Genomic DNA, 18870 nt, shown 5'->3' on the forward strand with positions numbered 1-18870 from the left:
TTTTACCTTGCTTGATTTATTTATTATTTATGATACTTGTTTGATTGATTATTTTTATATTTATGATACTTACTTCCTTGACGATCTCTTTTATTGCGTTACTACTCCTATAACTTGATAATTCCATTTTTTGTGTTACTACTCAATTAATATGACAAATCATTATTTTTTGTTACGGTTGCTTGATAAAGTACATATTTTTGTTACTAATCAATTAACTTGCTTTATTTTATTTAAATGTTATGGATTACTTATTTGTTTGTTTTTTGTACTGGTTTTTAGGTGGGAAAGTTGAAAGCGTGGCTTTGTTTATTTTAATTTTTAATTGTGTTATTAATGCTTTTTAATCCCGTTTTCAGTAGCTTTTTTTGTTGTACTTTGTTTGAGTATTATCAATAGAGGCTGTAACAAACATCGATAAAAAAAGGGGCGAAGCCCCGTAATAATAACTATCTAATTTAGCAGTGAATACCAGCGCTCTGCTTCTTTTTGCTTCATTCTTTCATTGTATTTTTCATTTTCTTCATTTAGCTTTTCATATTTTATGTTCATTTCACGAATCCACTTGTAGTATTCTTCATGCATTTTATTGACTCCATGTATTTTGTTCCCATTTTACTTACCTTTTTAAAGCTTAACGACTTATAATCATTAAGCAGCTATATCGTTCAAAAACATGTGCATTTCTATGTACTCTTTTGACTTGTTTTTATATTTCTTATGTATTTCTGCAATTTCATCTCTTTCATTTGACCTTTGTGTCTCTATTTGGTTGTGCAATCTTGCTTTTATGTCTTCATCAGATGACGAAGTCAGCTGACTTGGATAACTATCTTTAACTGTCCCCAACAATTCGCTTTTTATTTCTTCTTTAATTTCTAGTATTGTTATTTTTTCACTTCTGTAATTTACTAAGTACGTCACTTTTTGACCTAAATTTGATATCTCTTTTATTGATCTATCTAGTACGCTTTCTTCACTAAATATCTGTCTTTCATGTATCATTATGTTTGATATGTTTTTTTCATTTGCTTTTAAGTTCATTAATTCTGCTTGTGATTTATTTAGCAAGACGCTTTTATTTTTAAACACTTCTGCTGCATTTATTACATTTGATTTTATAGCTACATTTGTTTTTAATTTTTCACCATATGCGTTAACTCTACTTTCTTTTACCCATTCTAAGTTTTTGCTTACAGCAATAAATCTAACAAATGCATTAGACGTATTTTCATTGTCTTTTAAGCCTTCTTTTTTTGCGATTTTTATAGCTTTAATAAGATCTTTATTTTCTTCATTATCTTCAATTTTGTCAGCATCTAGTTTTCTGCAATAATCCCACTTGCCTAATGCTCCGTTGATTCCTCTGAATGAAAATCTTCTTACAGAATTTACTTTGTACCACGCCGAAATTGCTTCAATGTGATTTTTTACTTCAACTTTCTCAATTATGCCGCTTTCTGAAATTTCATCTTCTAGAGCATCACCGCTATCAAAAAAGTTTTTAGTTATATATTTAAACAAATAAGATACAGGAGAAGCAATTTTCTCTTCTTTGTTGTCTTTTTCTGCTTTCTTTATTAGTTTAATAGTTAATGCTTTATTAGTTATTTCTTCTACTTCTCCACTTAATAAGCTTTCTATCATTTCATTTATTTGACCTTCAGTTTTTTCATTGCTGTAGTTAAATAGCTTGAATTTTTCTTTTAATATTATTCTTAATGAATCATCAGATGAAAACAAAAGAGAGTGACAGTGTGGCGTTCCTGAAAAATGTGGCTCTGTACACTTTATTTCAAGAAAATCCTGATTGCTCATTACGATCCCTTCTTTTTCTAATCTCTTTTTTAGCTTTATGTCATTATTTCTTAAAAATTCTATTGCATCTTTAGAAGTGTTTTTTTTGTCCCAGCGGCTTCCTTTTGCGATCTTTGGCGCAGTATGAAAATTAGGAGGGCATGTGTCAGTAGTGAACACACAAATATAATTTTTTTGCTCCGCAATTATTTGCGTTGCATATGAACGCATTATTATTTTAGACATTTGAATTCTGCTAATATAATTAGCGTCAGGTAATGAAGTAGCTAGCCCGTTTACTTCAATAAACGTATTCTTTCTATATTCAGCTTGTTTTGTTTCAGAGTGATTGTAAAAAGCTTTCTGCTTGTCTGTTGCATAAGTTACGGCTTTACCGTTTTTGTTCTTTTTAGCGTCATATGCTTCTTGAGCTGCAAGCTTAATTATGATTATCTTGAAAGTTTTATTAACAAGTCTTCTAATTCCTCTCCGACACTGCAATCTTTTTATCTTACTTGTAGCACTTAACTTGTCATCAATATTCTTTATGAATTCATGTTTTTCAGCTAGCTCTTTTATTAGTAAATTATTGTAGTGCTCATCAATTCTTAGATCCCACTTTCTATCTCTTTCTTTTCTTTTTTCTTTTGTGTTGCAGAAATTTGGTATTCCTGTTTCTTTGTGTATTTGTTTCATTAAAAATATTTTTCTGAACGTATTTATTCTTTCAGTTGTAAGTAGAGGGAATTTTTCTAATGATTCTTTAATTTGATTTATAGATGCAGATACAGCCTTAAACGCTTTAATGCTTATAGCATCAAACGAATTTCTATTGCATCCACATTTTTTTATGTCTGCTATTACACTGTATGTATTTTGAACTGTACTCACTTAAAAACCACCTAAAAACGTTAATATGCAACTAACAATTTAAGTGTTTTAAGTTTTAATTCCATTTAGGTTTTTTAATGCGTAAATTCACTTTTACTGCATATTTATTCGTTTTCTGTTTTTTTTTACTTGTTTAAACACTCTTCATAAACTGTTAGCTGTTGATGTATCTATTATAAGCATATTTAATCTCACTCGTCAAACTTATTACTACTGATTTAAGTAAAAACTTCAACGTAAACAGTCACTTGACTTATTTTGTTATCCCGCTATAAACGGTGCTTATACCCTACATAACCATTATTTATAACATAAAAACCTAATAAAACAAGCGTTAGGGTTAATAATTAATGAAAACAAGCTATAAATACAGTAGTCGCACTTAAGTTATTGATAAATAAGTAACCATTATTAAAGGATGAAATAAACTATGTACACTTGTACAGTGTATTTCTCTTGACTGTTTTATTTAATATACTGCATGATATGTGTATAGGGAAAGCATAGCGGAAACGGATTTCCAACTAATTAGAGAAAACATTATGTCAGAGAAAGTTCAAATATTAAGTATTACTAAGAGCAAAGGCGTATCTAAAAAAACAGGTAATGCTTATGAGATTTACAAAGCTAATATTGCTGTAAAAGCAGTTGGGTTTGGAGCTGAAGGTCAAGCTAAGGGAGTTAATGCTAAAGAAGTTGATTTATCAGCAGACGCATTCATTAAAGGTTTTTCTTTTGATTATCCGAATGAGTTTGTTGTTGATGCTGGTGGCTTAATGTCAAACGGCCTTCAAATTACGAGCATCAGTAAAGCTTAGTTAAAGTGATTCATTATAATCTACGCACTTAGCGGTGCGTATTCTTTAAATTACTAAGGTTTATCAATTCCCTTCCATGTCAAAAAAGTGCGCATTGCAGAAGTTAGCCACTCGTTAATCCTAACGTCCGCTTGAAGCTCTAAGGAGACAGTGGAGTTCAAATTTAAGATGTTAAAGTTGAGACTAAAGTTACTGTTAACAGAATAAAAAATCAAAGTTCGCTTTGCCAATGTCCGACTCCCACTAGCAACGGATAAAACTCCGTTATTATGCATATTTTGAATTTTACCATCTTGTTTTAAGCTAATTTCATGAATATAGAAATAGATAACTTACATTATAAAATCAATATCTTGAATTTGTAGTAAGACCAATTAATGACATGTCAAACCAACGGATTACAAGTCAGTTGCTAGGTGTTGAATATACTGGTATGTAGTGGTGTTACGGTGTTGGAATACAACAATTAGCATCACTGAGTTTTAATCAATTACACTACTGAAACACTTGTTTTAAGTGGTTTAAGCATGAATGTTGTAGTGGTTTATATCAGGTTGAAGATGAAATTTAATCATCTAATAATATTTTTATACTAAAACTAGTTTTATTTACAGTTTGTTAATATTGTTCAATCGAAACAACCGGTTGATAAGTTATTTTGTGTCAGATTATTTTACAGTGTTACTTAATTAAACACTGCATAAATTATCATCATATTGAAATTGTTTGATATTTTAAGTTTGGTATGATTTTTGTATTAATGTGCGGAGATTCATAGATTACTTTAACAACGATTACCTACCCAGATTTTTGGAAAGGGATATAAGGAACACAAATGAAATTTAAATTTTTAAATAAGGTATTTATGGTTTTAGCCATAACTACTAGCTGTTTGTCGAATGCTGGTCTTATTACAGACCATGATGGGTACGTCACTGATAGCGTTACGGGCTGGCAGTGGTTAGACGCTAGGTTTACCGATAACATGTCATATAATGATGTATTAGCAAGCACAACTAGTGGCAGCCTTATCGGTTGGGAAATTGCTTCAACTTCAGAGGTATTAGGACTTTTACTTCATCAAAATAACAACGTTCTAATCCCTACAACAGGAACAGGGCGCACATGGGACACTTCGATATTTTCATTCAAAGCACTAGTGATGATGTTAGGAGATGGTTCTTATTATGGAGATAATGCTAATCATGGGTATTTAAACGGCATGACGACTGAAATTTCAAGTTACTCAAATAGAGCTGGAGCACCTCGTACAGTACAAATCGGGTGGTGGAGCGATAAAGTCGCTCAGGGATTCTTAAGAGACGATTCATGGGGACCTGGGAGTCACAGCACCACCAACATCCGCACAAATACTTGGCTCGTCAAGAAGGCGGAGGTTCCAGAACCTTCAACACTTGCTATTTTTGCATTAGGCATGATTGGTTTAGCATCACGTCGATTTAAGAAACAATCTTAAGTTTATTGATTCAGAATCAAAATTAATTATTGACGACGGTATGCCTGATAAAACCCATGTAACCCAACGTTGTCGATAATCATCAAGAAGCATCTTCCAATTTGGTTGATGCTTTTTTTGCTCATAAAGCTGCGTTATTCGACGAATGTGATTTTGTACTGTTCGTTTTGACACGGTTATTTTTTCTTGTCCAAACTGATATCCTAAAAAGTCAAATCCATTACTAATCCTACCTATGTCTGTTTTGTCAGGATGTTGTTTTAACTTTAGTTTTTCAAAATGTTGATTAACTGTTATTATCGCTTTGCGTAATTTCCACCTTGATGGTGATAGTACGATAATATCATCCATATAACGTCGATAGAATACGGATTTATCTTCCATTTCTTTATCTAACTCATAAAGATAAAAACTCGATATCAAAGGGCTTAACGGACACCCTGATGAAATACCTTGTTTTATATCCTTAAATAAACCTCCAGATTCAACACTTCGTTTTAGATACTGCGCTAGTAGGTTCATTACCATTTTATTTTTGATGTAAACCGATAACTTGTCTAACAATATTTCGTGATTGATGGACTCATAATACGATTTAACATCCGTTCTAAATACAAAGGTATTATTCGGTATTTCAGCTTGTATTGAAGTTACTGTTTGTTTACTACCACCATGCCCTTTTAAGTGTGTACACAGCTTAGATGACGGTAAATAATGTGATAACACCAATGATAACAATTTCAATACCACACTATCGATTGATGTCCATAAGTGAATAACTTCACCTGAAGCTTTTGTTACCTTTTGTAGTGGTTGAAAAGTGAAACGGTTAATTGATAAATCACGTATTAATTTGGGTTTAATACTTTTCCAATGAAATCGACAATGCCACACATCACTGTTCACAGGAAAGTGTTTGCGTTGTTTACATAACCACCTAAACGATTCATCGATTAAGTATTCAGATACTAATTCGGTTATCACTAATGTTCATACCACTGTAAACTTATTCGACTCATACATATGTATTAACCATGATTTACATTACAAAATACTACCATAGGATTCTTAATCCTTTGTTATGCCGTATGTGTAAAAGCCTTCAGACACTTTAACTTAATATTCAGCACTACTGGTGTCAGCTTTCATAGTTTTTGACAAGAAATCATTCCCGAAAAATATCTCCTTTATCGAATAGTTACGAAATAGTTGTAGTTAAATAAGCAAAGACTAATGTCAGCTTTCTAACTTTAAGCAGGCTATTTTGAGGTCATTATTTCATAATGGAAAGGGTCTTCAATGTGGCATTAGTGAATATAAGGAAAATGCTTCAATCTCATTTTCTGTCGCAGGTTTCATAATTTTCTGCGATCCACATCTATTCAGGAGTACTAATAAATAAAAACAAACAATTAGATATATTTATAAAAGTAAAAATTCATGCCCTATAAATAAAAAAAAGGGGCTTCCCCTTTGGGGAGTTTGTTTTTTATTTTAGGGTATAACTACTATTACCAAAACCGAGGGCTTTGCTTAGTCTCAATTTTAGCAACTTAATATTATTCTTATAACTATTAATAACATTAATTAGCTTTAAATTAGCTCTCTTAAGTTTTAATATTTCAAAATCTTTATCACTGCTTAACTTATTCATATCATTCATTGCTAATTGAGTCTTTCTGCTTCGTCTCTCTCGTTGTACTGTCTTTCGCTCAAAACCTAAAGGTTTGCTAGTAAGTTTAAAATACTGATCTTGAAATTCTGTTAAACCACTTCTAAAAGCCTTTCTTTTTAGCTTTGTGTTCTTCTCGTTATCTTCAGCTAAAAAAGCGGGGTGAAAGCTTCTCATGTTTAAGTCTTTACTGTTATATAGATAGAAGTGCAAGTGGGGATTTGATTCGTCCATATGACAAATAACTGATTTTATGTTACTGTTAAATTTAGCTTTTAAGTATTCTACTGTTACTTTTTTCCATATTTCAAAGTGCTTAATATCGAATTCTTTTGAGGTTTGCTTTATTGGATATGAAGCTATTCCAGCGGTTAATATTCTTGCATCTTTTCGTATCTTCTTATTATTTACTTTTACATTTTCAGATAGATAATTCAGCTCAGATAGCATTTCCGAAGCTGTTATTCCGAAAATTATCTCAGGCTTCATAGGGTTATTAACATGCTTAGAATGACTAGCTTCACGTTCAGCCTCCTTTAATATACCAAATACATTACCCCTCGTTTCTCCATTTTTGCGCTGTACGGTCTTTTGTGAATACTCTTCAATTCTTAAAAATTGTGCATTATTCATTGCATCCCCCGTTAGATTTTGGAGCGAATGCGGATTTCTTTTTGCTTGCAAAAAGCCGAACGAGCGAAGCGAAGAGTGTTGGAACAACACGGAGTCGGTTATTTAGCATTGTGTAAAAATTAACAAAACTCATTATTCATCATACTTCTTTCATGCTTATCTGATTCGTCATTATCATTAAGCTCAGGATACTTGCTTTCAAAATAAGAGTTAATATTACTCAATACCTCTGTAGCTATATCTTTAAACTCTTCTTCAGTCATATTTATTGATAGTTCTAGTTCTTCAAGATCACTTTTTGTTATTAAATTGTCTGCTGTTATTAGTTTATATATAGCAGAAAACTTTCTAAACATGCTCTTATCAAGCATTGAATTTTCAATTGATTTGAAGTTATTTTTTTGTAGCATTTTTTCTAGTGACATCATTTTATTTACTCATTAATATAAGTAAATTTTAACACTAATTAAAATTATAATTTTACTTAACATATTTTCTATGTGTGATTGTTCACATTTTTATAAAAGTTCATCTCTATTCATTCTCGTAGTTAGCTTATTATAGTATCTATCTATCATTTCAATACTAGTACCGCATTGAGCCGCAATTAGTGCGGGTGATTTTTTGGCTTTTAACATGTTAGTAATATAGCTATGTCTAAAGCTATAAAGTGATATAGCTTCTTCTTTGTGATCTATTTTGCAGTATTCACAGAAGTCAGAAAACATTCTTTCAAATTGTTGATTAATTACATTTGAATGATTTGATTTAAATAAATATGAATCTTTTAATGTGTTTTTAAATTGAAAAAGTGGGTGGTTATCATGTATTGATTTATCACCTTTTCGATGTATTTTGTTTATTATTTCGTTGATTGCAATTAGTGCTTTGCTATTAACTACTATCTCTCTAAATGATCTCTTGGATTTGCTGTGTATCTTTCCTGCGGTTATTTTTAGGTGTACATAGTCTCTATCAATAAGCCCTTTTTTATTAAGTTTTGGTATGCTGATGCTACTTATCATTTGATGATTTGTGCTTACATTCTCCCTAATGATATTTTCTTTCTCTTCAACCACAAAGTCACTAAATTTTATGTGTGAGGTTTCTTCACCTGACCTTGCACCTGTTTCGAGTAGAAATGTCATATAATGTTTGAATATAAATCTTTTATCTCTTGATGACTCTCTTTTTGCTTCATTTATGAAGTTATCAATATTCTCACTAAATATGCTTAAATGTTCATGATTAAACATTTGTTTTGTATCAGCTTGTTTTAGTTTTACGGTAGGCACTTTAATCGCTTCAGCTTCCGTTATTATTTTTTCATCAATAGCTCTGTTTATTATTTTGTTAAAGCAACTTTTTCTAATTGTTAGTTGTGTTTTGCTGTTTGCAAACTCACTTAAATAGTCTTTTACTATGATTCTATCTAGCTTCTTTATTCTTGTGCTTCCTATTTTTTCTATTATTTCATTTATTACTCTGATGTAATCAGTATTAATTTTTTTATCTTCAATCATTAGTAATTCTATTACTTTTAGTCCTATTTTTTTAACGGTTGGTTGCTTTCTTTTGCTTACTTCTTCTATGAAGCTACTATCATGATAATTAGTATATAAAGCCCAAGCTTTTCTTGTAGCTTGTTCTATGTCGCTTGTTCTTGTAGATATGCGTATACTACGTTCACTTTCTGAACCTTCTTTTTTTCTTAGATATACATAAAAGTTTTTACTTTTTTTATCTTTATATATGTATAATTTGTCAGTTAGTTTAATGAATGTTTCAGACATAATCTTTCAGAGTTTCTTTCAGAGTGCTTGCAGTGTATCTACGCAACCCTTTGTTGTAAAGGGCGTGTGTTGCTGTGCGGGGATTCAAAATCCGGTTTCGAAAGAAGTGACGGTTCAAGTCCGTCCTGCGGTACCATAATATGAAAGCCCTGATTCGAAAGAGTCGGGGCTTTTTGTTTTCCGAAAGATAATATTCAACTAAATTAGTTATGAGCCGCTATAATATGCGTGTTTATTAGATAGTACTAAAAAGGTTTCAATATGGCAGCAACAGCGCATGCACTTCACATCTTGGTTAAACATAAAGAGATAGCAGAAGATATTATTAAGCAGCTAGCTAAAGGAGCTAAGTTTCAAACATTAGCTAAAAAACATTCGTCATGTCCATCGGGTAAAAAAGGGGGCGATTTAGGCGAGTTTAAACGAGGTCAAATGGTACCCCAGTTTGATAAAGTCGCATTTAAGGGCGAAATATTAGAGCCTCACCTTGTTAAAACTAAATTTGGTTGGCATGTCATTAAAGTGCTTTACCGGACATAATTTACAACTGTTGTTCATTTTTAATAAACATTCTTTTCAAAATCAATTATTTAGAAAAAGTAAGTGTCAATTCTGTATTGCATACCAATATTAGAAGCCCTGCTCTCACTTGAACTGAGCTTTTTTTCTTTAAATTTAGTGTGGTAGTGTTAATGAGCATGTGAATTCCATACTCAAACCATAGTGTATGGTGTAGTTCTTTAGTCACCAAGTGTAGAAATTGGAAATGATCACTTTGCTGAAGCTAGCAGTTACAAAAATAATACTTCCGTTCATCGTTAATTACGGGTATTTCTGAAGATAATGAAATGACCAACAACGAGCAAGAACATACAGAGATGGTAAGTTCCTATATCTTCTTTTAGCACATGGCAATAAAAAGCCAGTATATTCCGGCTAATTTAATCAATTTGCATTATCATCGCTATGATCATCGTATATTTTCTTCATCCAGTTACCTAAATGGATGTTATCGTCAGGAGTTAATTTTAGACCAGCTCCTTGTGGGTATACAGGCATATCACCATTTACCCTATGGAGTTTGTTTAATTTAGATGCAACATTGCTTGAACCATGTGCATACAAAAGTAATAAACTCTTGATAGGAGACCCCTTAAGTTTTCCACCTTCCTTAACTTGGAAAATTTCGTGAAGATATTTATTTTCCATATCGGGAAGCGCAGACTTCAAAATATTTTTATGGTCTGTGTATTTAGAATCTAAAATATTAACTAGCGGTTCTGCCCAGTCGGCATGATCAAACCTAACAATAAAGTCAGGTAGATAATGATGCTTACCATACCTAGTGTCACGTTTATTACTCACGTTGATTAAATCTCCAACCTGAGCAATACTATTAGAGGTCAACTAACTTGGCCGGTATTTGAGTTTAGTTTTATAGCTTGTTTTTTACGGTAGCTTTCGCCTTTAATTTGATAGATATCACTGTGATGAACAAGTCTGTCTATAGCGGCAACTGTCATCATGTTGTCTCCGAATATACTATCCCATTCACTGAATGCTTGATTCGATGTGATCAATAAACTGCCACGTTCATAACGATGTGCTATCAGTTCAAACAACACCTGACTTTCACTATCAGTCTTTTTCACATAACCGATATCATCCAATATCAACAGCTCATATTTATCGAGTTTTCTTAGGGCATCCGTTAAGCCCAAGGTTTCTTTTGCACGCTGGAGTTATTGAACAATAGTCGTGCTAGTGCTGAATTTCACACGTACTGCTTTTTCAAGTAATGAGTAACCAATAGCACACGCTAAGTGAGTTTTCCCTAAACCACTAGCACCAAACAATAAGATGTTATGGCCTTGTCTAAGCCAGTCAATCTGATTAACTTTTTGTTTCATTTGCAGTGACGTAATACCTTCTATTTCGTCAAATTTATATTGATGTAGTTGTTTACCTACGGGTAATTTACTCTCTTTAAGTAACCGTTTTAATCGACTTTCATGACGATGATTAGCTTCAAGTTCGCATAGCTTGGCAAGGAATAGCGCAGGCTCCCACTCCTGTGAAACAGCCTTTTGGGCAAGGACCTCCCATTCTTTGGCTATCGCACTTAAGCGCAGCTCTTTCAGTAATATTGGTAAGCTTAGAATATTAGCCATGTAACCCTCCAAGCAATATATCGTAATCACTTATTTGATGTTGATGACTGACAATGTTTGGTATGACGAGCGTGCTAGGGGCAAACAATTTACGGCACATATCAATAGATATAAACTTACCTTGCTCGTGGTTTTTCAAGACATAACGACCAAGGGCATGCTCGCAATTATAGTTATGAGCGAGTAACAATAATTCAACCATATAACGACAGTCTTTATCGCTAACATGCTCTGCTGTTAACTGCTGCCACAACAAACTGAAGTCACCTTCTGGGATCAAATCTTCTCGTAACTGCGAGTATTTGAACGCATTGGGCTTTTTCGCAAGTGAGTGGATCACATGTTTATAATCTACTGCTCGTGATCTTAAGTGTCCTTGAGCATAGACCCTAGACAGGGATAACGTTTTTTCATGACCAAGAAATAAATCCAGCCGAGTATCATAAATGTGTACAAGTAATCGATGACTAATTAATCTAGAAGGTACGGTATACGTCACACGTTTAACACTGATGGTGCCGCTAGAGGTAACTTTAACGTATTGTTCGCAGAAGTCGTTGGTACGACGTTTAGGCAAATCATTTAAGTGCTTGCGCTCTTCATCAAATCGAGTTTTGCATTGGCGATTAATTTTGGCGACAATTACATCAAGAAACGATTGGTACTCGGTAATTGTCGCGAAATCACGACTGCCACGTAGTCGTAATTGCTGATCTACTTTTCGTTTTAAATGGCTATGTGCCACTTCAATCGCACCATTTTCATGAGCTACACCTTTATTGTTACGCGTCGCAACAACGCTATAGTGAGCACATAGCTTTTGATAGCGTTCAGTTAACGTTTCCTGTTCATGATGATTATTGAATGCAGCACTTAAGCTATCGGTTCGATGTGTCTGTGGTACACCACCACTGCGCCAAAATGCATTTTGTAAACCTGTAGAGAGTGATTCGAAACTTTCACCACCAAAGACAAGTTGAGCATACGTCCAGCCACTAAAACTAACTTGTAATGAAAAAGCTTATGAGAAAATGCTTGGCCTGCAATAGATATTTCAAGTTTGTTCATCCAAGTGTAATCAGATATCCCCATAAACCCTGGCATGTACTTTTGACGAAAGATAACTTCTTGCTCTGGCCCTTCAGTTGCCAACCACTTTTTGACTCGACGTTGTAACGTACGTAAATGATTGTGACCAAATTTACCTGGCATGAGTGTATCGAGCTGATCTAATAACGTTATGGGTTGAAGTTCAGGATCTGCTTTGAGCAATGGCACTAGATGCTCTTCAAACGGACCATTAAATGGATCTTTGCGTATTCGATAAACTCTAGGGAGATGTGTGGTTGAATGCTGGCCGGATTCGATACGCCGAGCTGTACGCTCTGACATACCAGATTGGGCAGCGGCTACTGCTTGGTTATGGGTTTTCCAGACATATCTTTCTCTATTGAATTTGATATATCTAAAGTGTACCAAAACCGGTCAACCTAATTGTCGCGACCCGGCCAAGCTAATTGTCGCCTAATATACCTTGTGTTAGTTGTAGTAGTAAAAACACTAAAGTATCTAAAAAAAAGGAAACCTATACGCTTAACTGTGGCGATTGTGAACAAGGAACTGTACTCATTTAATAATGTTTCAGCATCTGTTTCAGTCGTTAGCTTGAGCAGCAGAGTAGGTAATTGATTTCACCGTGTTACTAGCTTAGGAAAGTGATTTTGGTAACGATGCCATGAAAATCAATCAATGCTTGGGATAAGGTGCACTCAGTAAATAAGTGGGAATGTGAAAGTATTAAGAAAATAACCGTTCTTCAACGAAGCGATAATACTGTAGTTAAAGCTCGGGGTATGGACACGTTGCTTTGGTAAAGTTTAGTACTAAGGGAGTATTGGCACTATTAAGTACTATTGCCAAAAACTAAACCTGTTGGTTCAATCGTAATTTATGCCACAAAAGAGACCTTTCCTAACAACCTTAATCAGCACAAAAGCGGTCTTCTCTGATACGATAGCGGACGTTAGCCTTGGCTTATCTAACAACAAGTGAATCCCGCATACCAGACTAAATATATAGGCTAAAATCACTCAAAGTTAGGTTTATTGTTGAGAAATAATCAGACATAAATTTCACAATCCTGTGACGACATAGGCACACAGCACCATAGCATTTATGATCTCATTAGAAACTAAAAAAATCACTATTCTTATCCCCGATTACTTCATAGCTTTAATGACCCTTAATGATAGAATTTAATTTTTAACGATACCGTGTTTAACCGCGTAACTAATTAATTTTGCCAAGGAATTGATCCCTAACTTAGTTTTCATGTTTCTTCTATGGGCTTCTACGGTTCGAAAGCTGATATTGAGAATCTTAGCTATTTCTTTACTGGTTTCTCCTTGAGCCATATAGGATAAAACCACTTGCTCTCGCGTGGTCAACTTTTCGCTTTCACTCTCACTAGCATCAACAGGAGTATTAATTAAGACTTTTGCTATAGAACTACTAAAATGCGTTTGACCACTAGCAACAGCTTTGATAGCGTAATATATCTCTGCAGACGTTGTGTCTTTTAATATATATCCCGATGCACCTGCTTGAATTGCACTTTTTACAAATTCAGGATTGTTATGCATACTTAAAATTAATATTTTAGTATCGGGTAATTGCTCAGTGATAATTTCAGTAGCATCGATGCCATTCATGTTAGGCATGCTAATATCCATTAGAATCACATCAGGTTTCAATTCAAGCGCTTTATCAAGTGCATTGCTACCATCATTTGTTGAACCAATAATTTTTATATCATCATAAAAAGAGAGACACGCTTTTAGTCCGCCTTGAACCATAGGATGATCGTCAACTATCTGTATCAATATTGGCTGTTCATTTAAATCACTCAAAGTCTTGCCTCACTGTTGTTATTTTTACTCTGTTTCACTCGGGTTTGATGAAAATAATTTTCAAAGCTACTTTTGGGGATTTTTGTGGTAATTACTGTTCCTTTTGATGAGGAAACAATTGTAAATTCGCCTAAATGATATTCAACACGCTCAGCTAAGTTTCTCAAACCAATACCACTTTCACTGACTTCACTTACCGAACTTATATCAAACCCTCTACCATCGTCGGCTATAATTAACTTCAACCAATTTTTATCAATACTTAGGCTAATTTCTACATGTTCTGCTTTTGCGTGTTTTACAATGTTTGTTAAAGATTCTTGTACAATACGATATAACGTCGTATTAATAAAATCTGGGAGTAAATTTCTTGCACTCGGTTTAAATACTTTAATACTAATCCCTTCACGGTTAGAAAAGTCGGCGGATAAAACATCAATCGCAGCAGATAAGCCGAGTTCGTCTAATATTTGTGGATGCATATGGTGTGATATTCGGCGAATTTCTTCAATAGCAATTATTAAATTTTCCTTTGCATGCTCAAGTGGTTTAGGTATTTGCTGAGACGCTTTTAATAGGTGCATGGTAGTTGCTTCTAATGAAAATTTTATTGACACTAGAATCTGAATTATTCCATCATGAAGTTCTCTAGCGATACGCCTGTTTTCATCTTCTTGAACATTCACAATACGCTGTTCCAGCTCTATGATTTTCTTATCAGTTTGTTTTTTCTGTCGTAAGTTTACTATCAAACCAAACATGAAAATAATAAAAATAGAGGAAATAGCCAGTATCAAAATGATTTTTTTAGTTTTATTGATATGTTCGTCTATTTCAGATTGCAAGTTACTTAATTGTAAATTGACATTATCTAGGTAAACTCCCGTACCTATCATCCATTTCCATTTATCTAAATAAACGGAGTATCCAATTTTTTCAGATACTTCATTATTTGATGGCTTAGTCCAAGGATAGTGATAAAAATCACCGCCAGCTTTGGCATTATTGATAAGAATTTGGATGATTTTATTACCTTTGTCGTCTACTAAATCCCACCAATTTTTTCCTATCCTAAATGGCTGTTTCGGATGTGAAATAGCATTACCTTTATCGTCATAAACAAAAAAATAACCATCTTCCCCGTTGTATTGCATTTTATCTAAAATGTTGGTTACTAGGGCCTTTGCTACATGATTATTTGCCTCCGATGGCTGATACAAATGGTCAACAGCTGAAACTGCTAGAGCCGTGTAATTTTTAAGCTCCTGTTTTTTTTGTTCAACCAGAAAATGCTCAAGGGTCTCTAAACTTTGGCTGGATAATTCTCGGTATTCATTCGTTACTAAATAGTGGGTAATAAGTGCCGTTATCAATACTTGAATAACAGCAATATAAAGGAGTTTAAGGGGGAGTGTCATATGCTTATTAATTTTTTTCATTATTAACCTATCATTTCAAACTTTAGCTTTAATGAACATAGCCATTTCTACCTAGGTATACCTACCTAGTTAAGTTAGGTATTCGTACGAATTATTTTTGAAAGTTAACTCTGTCATTCTTACCTCGATTAAAAATATAACAAAGACGTTTAATTACTATTAATAAGGTGGGGATAAGAGATGAAAACAATCATTCTAAAGATAGCACTAATTGCTGCAATAGGCTTTTCTACGTTTGCAAATGCCGAAGATGATAAAAAATATCGTTGGCGATTAGCAGAAACATGGGGGCCTAATTTTCCCATATTTGGTGATGCTACTAAGAATATGGCAGCGATGGTTAAAAAAATGTCTAACGGACGTTTCATTATACAAATTGACTCTTCAAATAAGCATAAATCTGCATTGGGAATATTTGATTTCGTTAAACAAGGTCAATATCAAATGGGCCATTCTGCTTCTTATTACTGGAAGGGTAAAGACTTCAACACGATGTTTTTCACTACAATGCCTTTTGGCATGACTGCCCCAGAACAATACGCATGGTTCTATTACGGTGGAGGGATGGAGTTAATGAAAGAGGTTTATGATAAATATGGGATCATGTCCTTTCCAGGCGGTAACACAGGTAATCAAATGGGCGGCTGGTTCCGAAAGGAAATAAAAACAATCGAAGACCTTAAAGGTTTAAAAATGAGGATCCCCGGTTTTGCAGGTGAAGTTTTAGCAAGATTAGGTGCAAAACCTACTAATATTCCCTCTGGGGAACTATATACAGCACTCGAACGTAATACCATCGATGCATTAGAGTGGGTTGGCCCTTCACTTGATTTACGTATGGGGTTCCACAAAATAGCACCCTACTACTACACTGGCTGGCATGAACCTGCAACTGAATTACAGTTTATGGTAAATCAAAAGGCATTTAATTCGCTACCATCAGATTTACAAAATATTCTGACTGTTGCAATGAAAGCCGCTGCTTATGATATGTACGCGCAATCTATGCATGAAAGTGGTGTCAATTTAGCAAAGATACAGGATGATTTCCCTAACGTTAAAATCCGCTCTTTCCCTAAGGCTGTCATGGGTGAAATTCAATTAGCTAACGCTGATTTATTAAAAGAATTTGCAGATAAAGACCCACTAACGAAAAAAATCCTTTACTCGATTTATGATTATCAAGATCAAATACGTGCTTGGACTAACTTTTCAGACCGTGCCTATTTAGACAACTTTGATGAAATTTTAGATTAAATTTCCTAGTGACGTTAAGGTCTCCGATCTTAAAAAGTTACTTTCTTAAGTAAGACCTTATACCTGATTTACACTCTTGTATAAGGTCACTCTATCAAACCTTATTATAGTTGTAATATATGAAATTTATCCTTAAATCATTAGAAAAGATCATTAATACCATAGGAGGTCTTTGTAGTTTCATTATGATCCTTATGGTGCTCAATGTTTTTTATAATGTTGTCTCTCGTTATTTTTTTAATAATGTGAGTATTGGTATGCAAGAACTTGAATGGCACCTTTTTGCAGCAATGTTTATGTTTGGTATTGGTTATACCTTAAAAGAAGATGGTCACGTTAGAGTCGATATAATTTACGACAACTTGTCAGAACATTCACAAGCAATAATCAATTTACTTGGTTCAGTTTTCTTTGCTTTGCCAATTACCATTCTTATTTTATATTTTGGTTGGGACTACACCCATGAAGCGTATCAAATGGGTGAAGGAAGTCCAGATCCTGGCGGTTTGCCTCATCGTTGGATAGTACGCTCAATTATTCCCGGTTCATCCATATTCTTACTGTTGTGTATTTTATACGTGATGCTCAATAATATTTCGTTATTGAGTAACACTTCTACAAGCAAGCAAGGAGAGTAATCATGACAGGTTTAATTCTTTTTAGTATTGCATTAGTGTTCTTATTCTTTGGTTATTCAGTGGCTTTTACCTTTGCAGGTGTTTCTGTAATTGTTGGCGTATTAGTACTTGGGGTTGATTTATTTTCATTTATGCCATATCGCATTATGAGCATTATGGAAAATACGATTTTAATGGCAATCCCCATGTTTGTATTTATGGGTATAGTGCTTCAAAAAACGGGTTTAGCTGAACGCCTACTTGAATCGTCTGCGAAGCTTTTTGGTAGTATGCCGGGTGGTATTGCTATTTCAACAATTGTTGTTGGATCTTTATTAGCAGCATCAACCGGTGTTGTTGGCGCAAGTGTTGTTGCAATGGGGGTTATTTCTTTACCTGTAATGTTAAAAAACAATTATCACCAACCCACCGCAACGGGAGTAATTTGTGCTGCTGGTACTTTAGGGCAAATTATTCCTCCCTCCATTGTATTGATAATACTCGGTGATGTTATGGGAGTGCCTGTAGGCGATTTATTTAAAGCTGCAATTGTTCCTGGTGCTTTGCTCATTCTTTCATACGTTGCTTACATTTTAATTTTGGGTAAATTTAAACCAGAATACTGCCCACCTATGGTAGTCACTGAAAGTAAAAAAGACTTATTGATTCAATCAGCAAAAGACATTGTTCCGCCATTGATTCTTATTTTATCTGTACTTGGTTCTATATTCTCAGGTATTGCTACCCCTACTGAGTCTGCTTCAATTGGTGCTGTTGGGGCAATGGTATTAGCTAAGTTTTATGGTGGTTTCTCGTTTAAAGGTATGAATGAAATATCTCTTGAAACAGTAAAAGTTACATCGATGATTTTTGCAGTATTAATTGGCGCAACAGCATTTTCTATGGTGTTTAGCTATTCGGGGAGTGAGTCTTTAATTGAAGAATTCTTCTTAGATTTACCCGGCGATAAATGGACATTTTTGGTTATTGCCATGGTCGCTATTTTGGTACTTGGTTTCTTTATTGATTTTATAGAAATTGCTTTCTTAGTTGTACCAATTTTAACACCGGTGGCTATTGCATTTAATATCGATTTAGTTTGGTTTGCGGTGCTTATCTCAATGAACCTTCAGACTTCATTTTTAACACCACCTTTCGGTTTTAGCTTATTTTATTTAAAAGGTGTCGCCCCTAAAAGTGTCAGAACCACCACTATTTATAAAGGTGTTATCCCCTTTATTTTGATTCAAATTACCGTTCTGCTATTGGTACTTGTTTTTCCAGAACAGTTAATCTTTTTTTAACACGACTATTGTGTTGAAAATTTAAGGAAGACTTGGTCATTACTATATATTTATTAATTAATTATTAAATTAATGATCAATAAGTTAACGGA

Annotated in this window: 17 protein-coding genes and 1 pseudogene; 6 read left to right on the top strand and 12 right to left on the bottom strand. The window is 33.9% G+C overall.

What is annotated here, in order from left to right:
• Positions 1-453 precede the first annotated feature (453 nt).
• Positions 454-585, bottom strand: coding sequence for a hypothetical protein (locus tag H4J67_RS20465; protein WP_259368487.1), 132 nt, complete (start codon positions 583-585; stop codon positions 454-456).
• Between the two features lie 66 nt (positions 586-651).
• Positions 652-2688 carry a replication endonuclease gene (locus H4J67_RS04075; protein ID WP_182202926.1) on the bottom strand — a complete coding sequence of 679 codons (2037 nt, stop codon included), beginning with the start codon at positions 2686-2688 and terminating at the stop codon, positions 652-654.
• Between the two features lie 542 nt (positions 2689-3230).
• Between H4J67_RS04075 and H4J67_RS04080 the strand changes: the two genes are divergently transcribed.
• A complete protein-coding gene (locus H4J67_RS04080) occupies positions 3231-3506 on the top strand; it encodes a hypothetical protein (protein WP_182172551.1) in 276 nt (91 codons plus the stop codon).
• Between the two features lie 865 nt (positions 3507-4371).
• Complete coding sequence (locus H4J67_RS20470) at positions 4372-4983, top strand: PEP-CTERM sorting domain-containing protein (RefSeq protein ID WP_259368488.1); 612 nt, start codon at positions 4372-4374, stop codon at positions 4981-4983.
• On the opposite strand, the gene H4J67_RS04090 is transcribed toward H4J67_RS20470, so the two are convergent.
• The 4 genes from H4J67_RS04090 to H4J67_RS04105 form a co-directional block, all read right to left on the bottom strand.
• On the bottom strand, positions 4957-5967 hold the full coding sequence (locus H4J67_RS04090) for a reverse transcriptase/maturase family protein (protein WP_182172548.1): 1011 nt from the start codon (positions 5965-5967) through the stop codon (positions 4957-4959). The genes H4J67_RS20470 and H4J67_RS04090 overlap by 27 nt on opposite strands.
• A 505-nt stretch (positions 5968-6472) precedes the next feature.
• The gene (locus H4J67_RS04095) at positions 6473-7288 is read right to left on the bottom strand and encodes a plasmid recombination protein (RefSeq protein WP_182172545.1); all 816 of its coding nucleotides are present in this window, start codon (positions 7286-7288) and stop codon (positions 6473-6475) included.
• 119 nt (positions 7289-7407) lie between these two features.
• Positions 7408-7716, bottom strand: coding sequence for a hypothetical protein (locus tag H4J67_RS04100; protein ID WP_182172543.1), 309 nt, complete (start codon positions 7714-7716; stop codon positions 7408-7410).
• Between the two features lie 90 nt (positions 7717-7806).
• Entirely contained in the window at positions 7807-9081 is a 1275-nt protein-coding gene (locus H4J67_RS04105; protein WP_182172540.1) for a site-specific integrase, read from the bottom strand.
• 261 nt (positions 9082-9342) lie between these two features.
• Between H4J67_RS04105 and ppiC the strand changes: the two genes are divergently transcribed.
• On the top strand, positions 9343-9621 hold the full coding sequence (ppiC, locus tag H4J67_RS04110; protein ID WP_182202928.1) for a peptidylprolyl isomerase PpiC: 279 nt from the start codon (positions 9343-9345) through the stop codon (positions 9619-9621).
• A gap of 405 nt (positions 9622-10026) precedes the next feature.
• Here the strand turns inward: ppiC and H4J67_RS04115 are convergent, their stop codons facing one another.
• The 6 genes and pseudogenes from H4J67_RS04115 to H4J67_RS04135 form a co-directional block, all read right to left on the bottom strand.
• The gene (locus tag H4J67_RS04115; RefSeq protein WP_182202929.1) at positions 10027-10446 is read right to left on the bottom strand and encodes a hypothetical protein; all 420 of its coding nucleotides are present in this window, start codon (positions 10444-10446) and stop codon (positions 10027-10029) included.
• A gap of 38 nt (positions 10447-10484) precedes the next feature.
• Positions 10485-11252, bottom strand: a pseudogene (gene istB / locus H4J67_RS04120) (IS21-like element helper ATPase IstB).
• A complete protein-coding gene (locus H4J67_RS04125; RefSeq protein ID WP_220471611.1) occupies positions 11245-11997 on the bottom strand; it encodes a hypothetical protein in 753 nt (250 codons plus the stop codon). The pseudogene istB and the gene H4J67_RS04125 overlap by 8 nt, the downstream one beginning before the upstream one ends.
• 128 nt (positions 11998-12125) lie before the next feature.
• Positions 12126-12731 carry a hypothetical protein gene (locus tag H4J67_RS20280; protein ID WP_220471612.1) on the bottom strand — a complete coding sequence of 202 codons (606 nt, stop codon included), beginning with the start codon at positions 12729-12731 and terminating at the stop codon, positions 12126-12128.
• Positions 12732-13507: 776 nt separating this feature from the next.
• The gene (locus H4J67_RS04130; protein ID WP_182202931.1) at positions 13508-14161 is read right to left on the bottom strand and encodes a response regulator transcription factor; all 654 of its coding nucleotides are present in this window, start codon (positions 14159-14161) and stop codon (positions 13508-13510) included.
• On the bottom strand, positions 14158-15600 hold the full coding sequence (locus tag H4J67_RS04135; protein WP_259368489.1) for a cache domain-containing protein: 1443 nt from the start codon (positions 15598-15600) through the stop codon (positions 14158-14160). The genes H4J67_RS04130 and H4J67_RS04135 overlap by 4 nt, the downstream gene beginning before the upstream one ends.
• 180 nt (positions 15601-15780) lie before the next feature.
• On the opposite strand from H4J67_RS04135, the gene H4J67_RS04140 reads away from it, so the two are divergent.
• From H4J67_RS04140 to H4J67_RS04150, 3 genes are all read left to right on the top strand, one after another.
• On the top strand, positions 15781-16857 hold the full coding sequence (locus tag H4J67_RS04140; protein ID WP_182202932.1) for a TRAP transporter substrate-binding protein: 1077 nt from the start codon (positions 15781-15783) through the stop codon (positions 16855-16857).
• Positions 16858-16976: 119 nt separating this feature from the next.
• Complete coding sequence (locus H4J67_RS04145) at positions 16977-17495, top strand: TRAP transporter small permease subunit (protein WP_182202934.1); 519 nt, start codon at positions 16977-16979, stop codon at positions 17493-17495.
• Between the two features lie 2 nt (positions 17496-17497).
• Positions 17498-18778 carry a TRAP transporter large permease subunit gene (locus H4J67_RS04150; protein WP_182202936.1) on the top strand — a complete coding sequence of 427 codons (1281 nt, stop codon included), beginning with the start codon at positions 17498-17500 and terminating at the stop codon, positions 18776-18778.
• Positions 18779-18870 lie beyond the last annotated feature (92 nt).

The organism is Colwellia sp. BRX10-4 (genome assembly GCF_014077465.1).
Classification (GTDB): Bacteria; Pseudomonadota; Gammaproteobacteria; order Enterobacterales; family Alteromonadaceae; genus Colwellia_A.

What these genes read in the sequence shown, in the direction of transcription:
- H4J67_RS20465 (WP_259368487.1), bottom strand. Translation starts at nt 585, where the DNA reads ATGCATGAAGAATACTACAAGTGGATTCGTGAAATGAACATAAAATAT.
- H4J67_RS04080 (WP_182172551.1), top strand. Translation starts at nt 3,231, where the DNA reads ATGTCAGAGAAAGTTCAAATATTAAGTATTACTAAGAGCAAAGGCGTA.
- H4J67_RS20470 (WP_259368488.1), top strand. Translation starts at nt 4,372, where the DNA reads ATGGTTTTAGCCATAACTACTAGCTGTTTGTCGAATGCTGGTCTTATT.
- H4J67_RS04095 (WP_182172545.1), bottom strand. Translation starts at nt 7,288, where the DNA reads ATGAATAATGCACAATTTTTAAGAATTGAAGAGTATTCACAAAAGACC.
- H4J67_RS04100 (WP_182172543.1), bottom strand. Translation starts at nt 7,716, where the DNA reads ATGATGTCACTAGAAAAAATGCTACAAAAAAATAACTTCAAATCAATT.
- H4J67_RS04105 (WP_182172540.1), bottom strand. Translation starts at nt 9,081, where the DNA reads ATGTCTGAAACATTCATTAAACTAACTGACAAATTATACATATATAAA.
- ppiC (WP_182202928.1), top strand. Translation starts at nt 9,343, where the DNA reads ATGGCAGCAACAGCGCATGCACTTCACATCTTGGTTAAACATAAAGAG.
- H4J67_RS04135 (WP_259368489.1), bottom strand. Translation starts at nt 15,600, where the DNA reads ATGAAAAAAATTAATAAGCATATGACACTCCCCCTTAAACTCCTTTAT.
- H4J67_RS04140 (WP_182202932.1), top strand. Translation starts at nt 15,781, where the DNA reads ATGAAAACAATCATTCTAAAGATAGCACTAATTGCTGCAATAGGCTTT.
- H4J67_RS04145 (WP_182202934.1), top strand. Translation starts at nt 16,977, where the DNA reads ATGAAATTTATCCTTAAATCATTAGAAAAGATCATTAATACCATAGGA.
- H4J67_RS04150 (WP_182202936.1), top strand. Translation starts at nt 17,498, where the DNA reads ATGACAGGTTTAATTCTTTTTAGTATTGCATTAGTGTTCTTATTCTTT.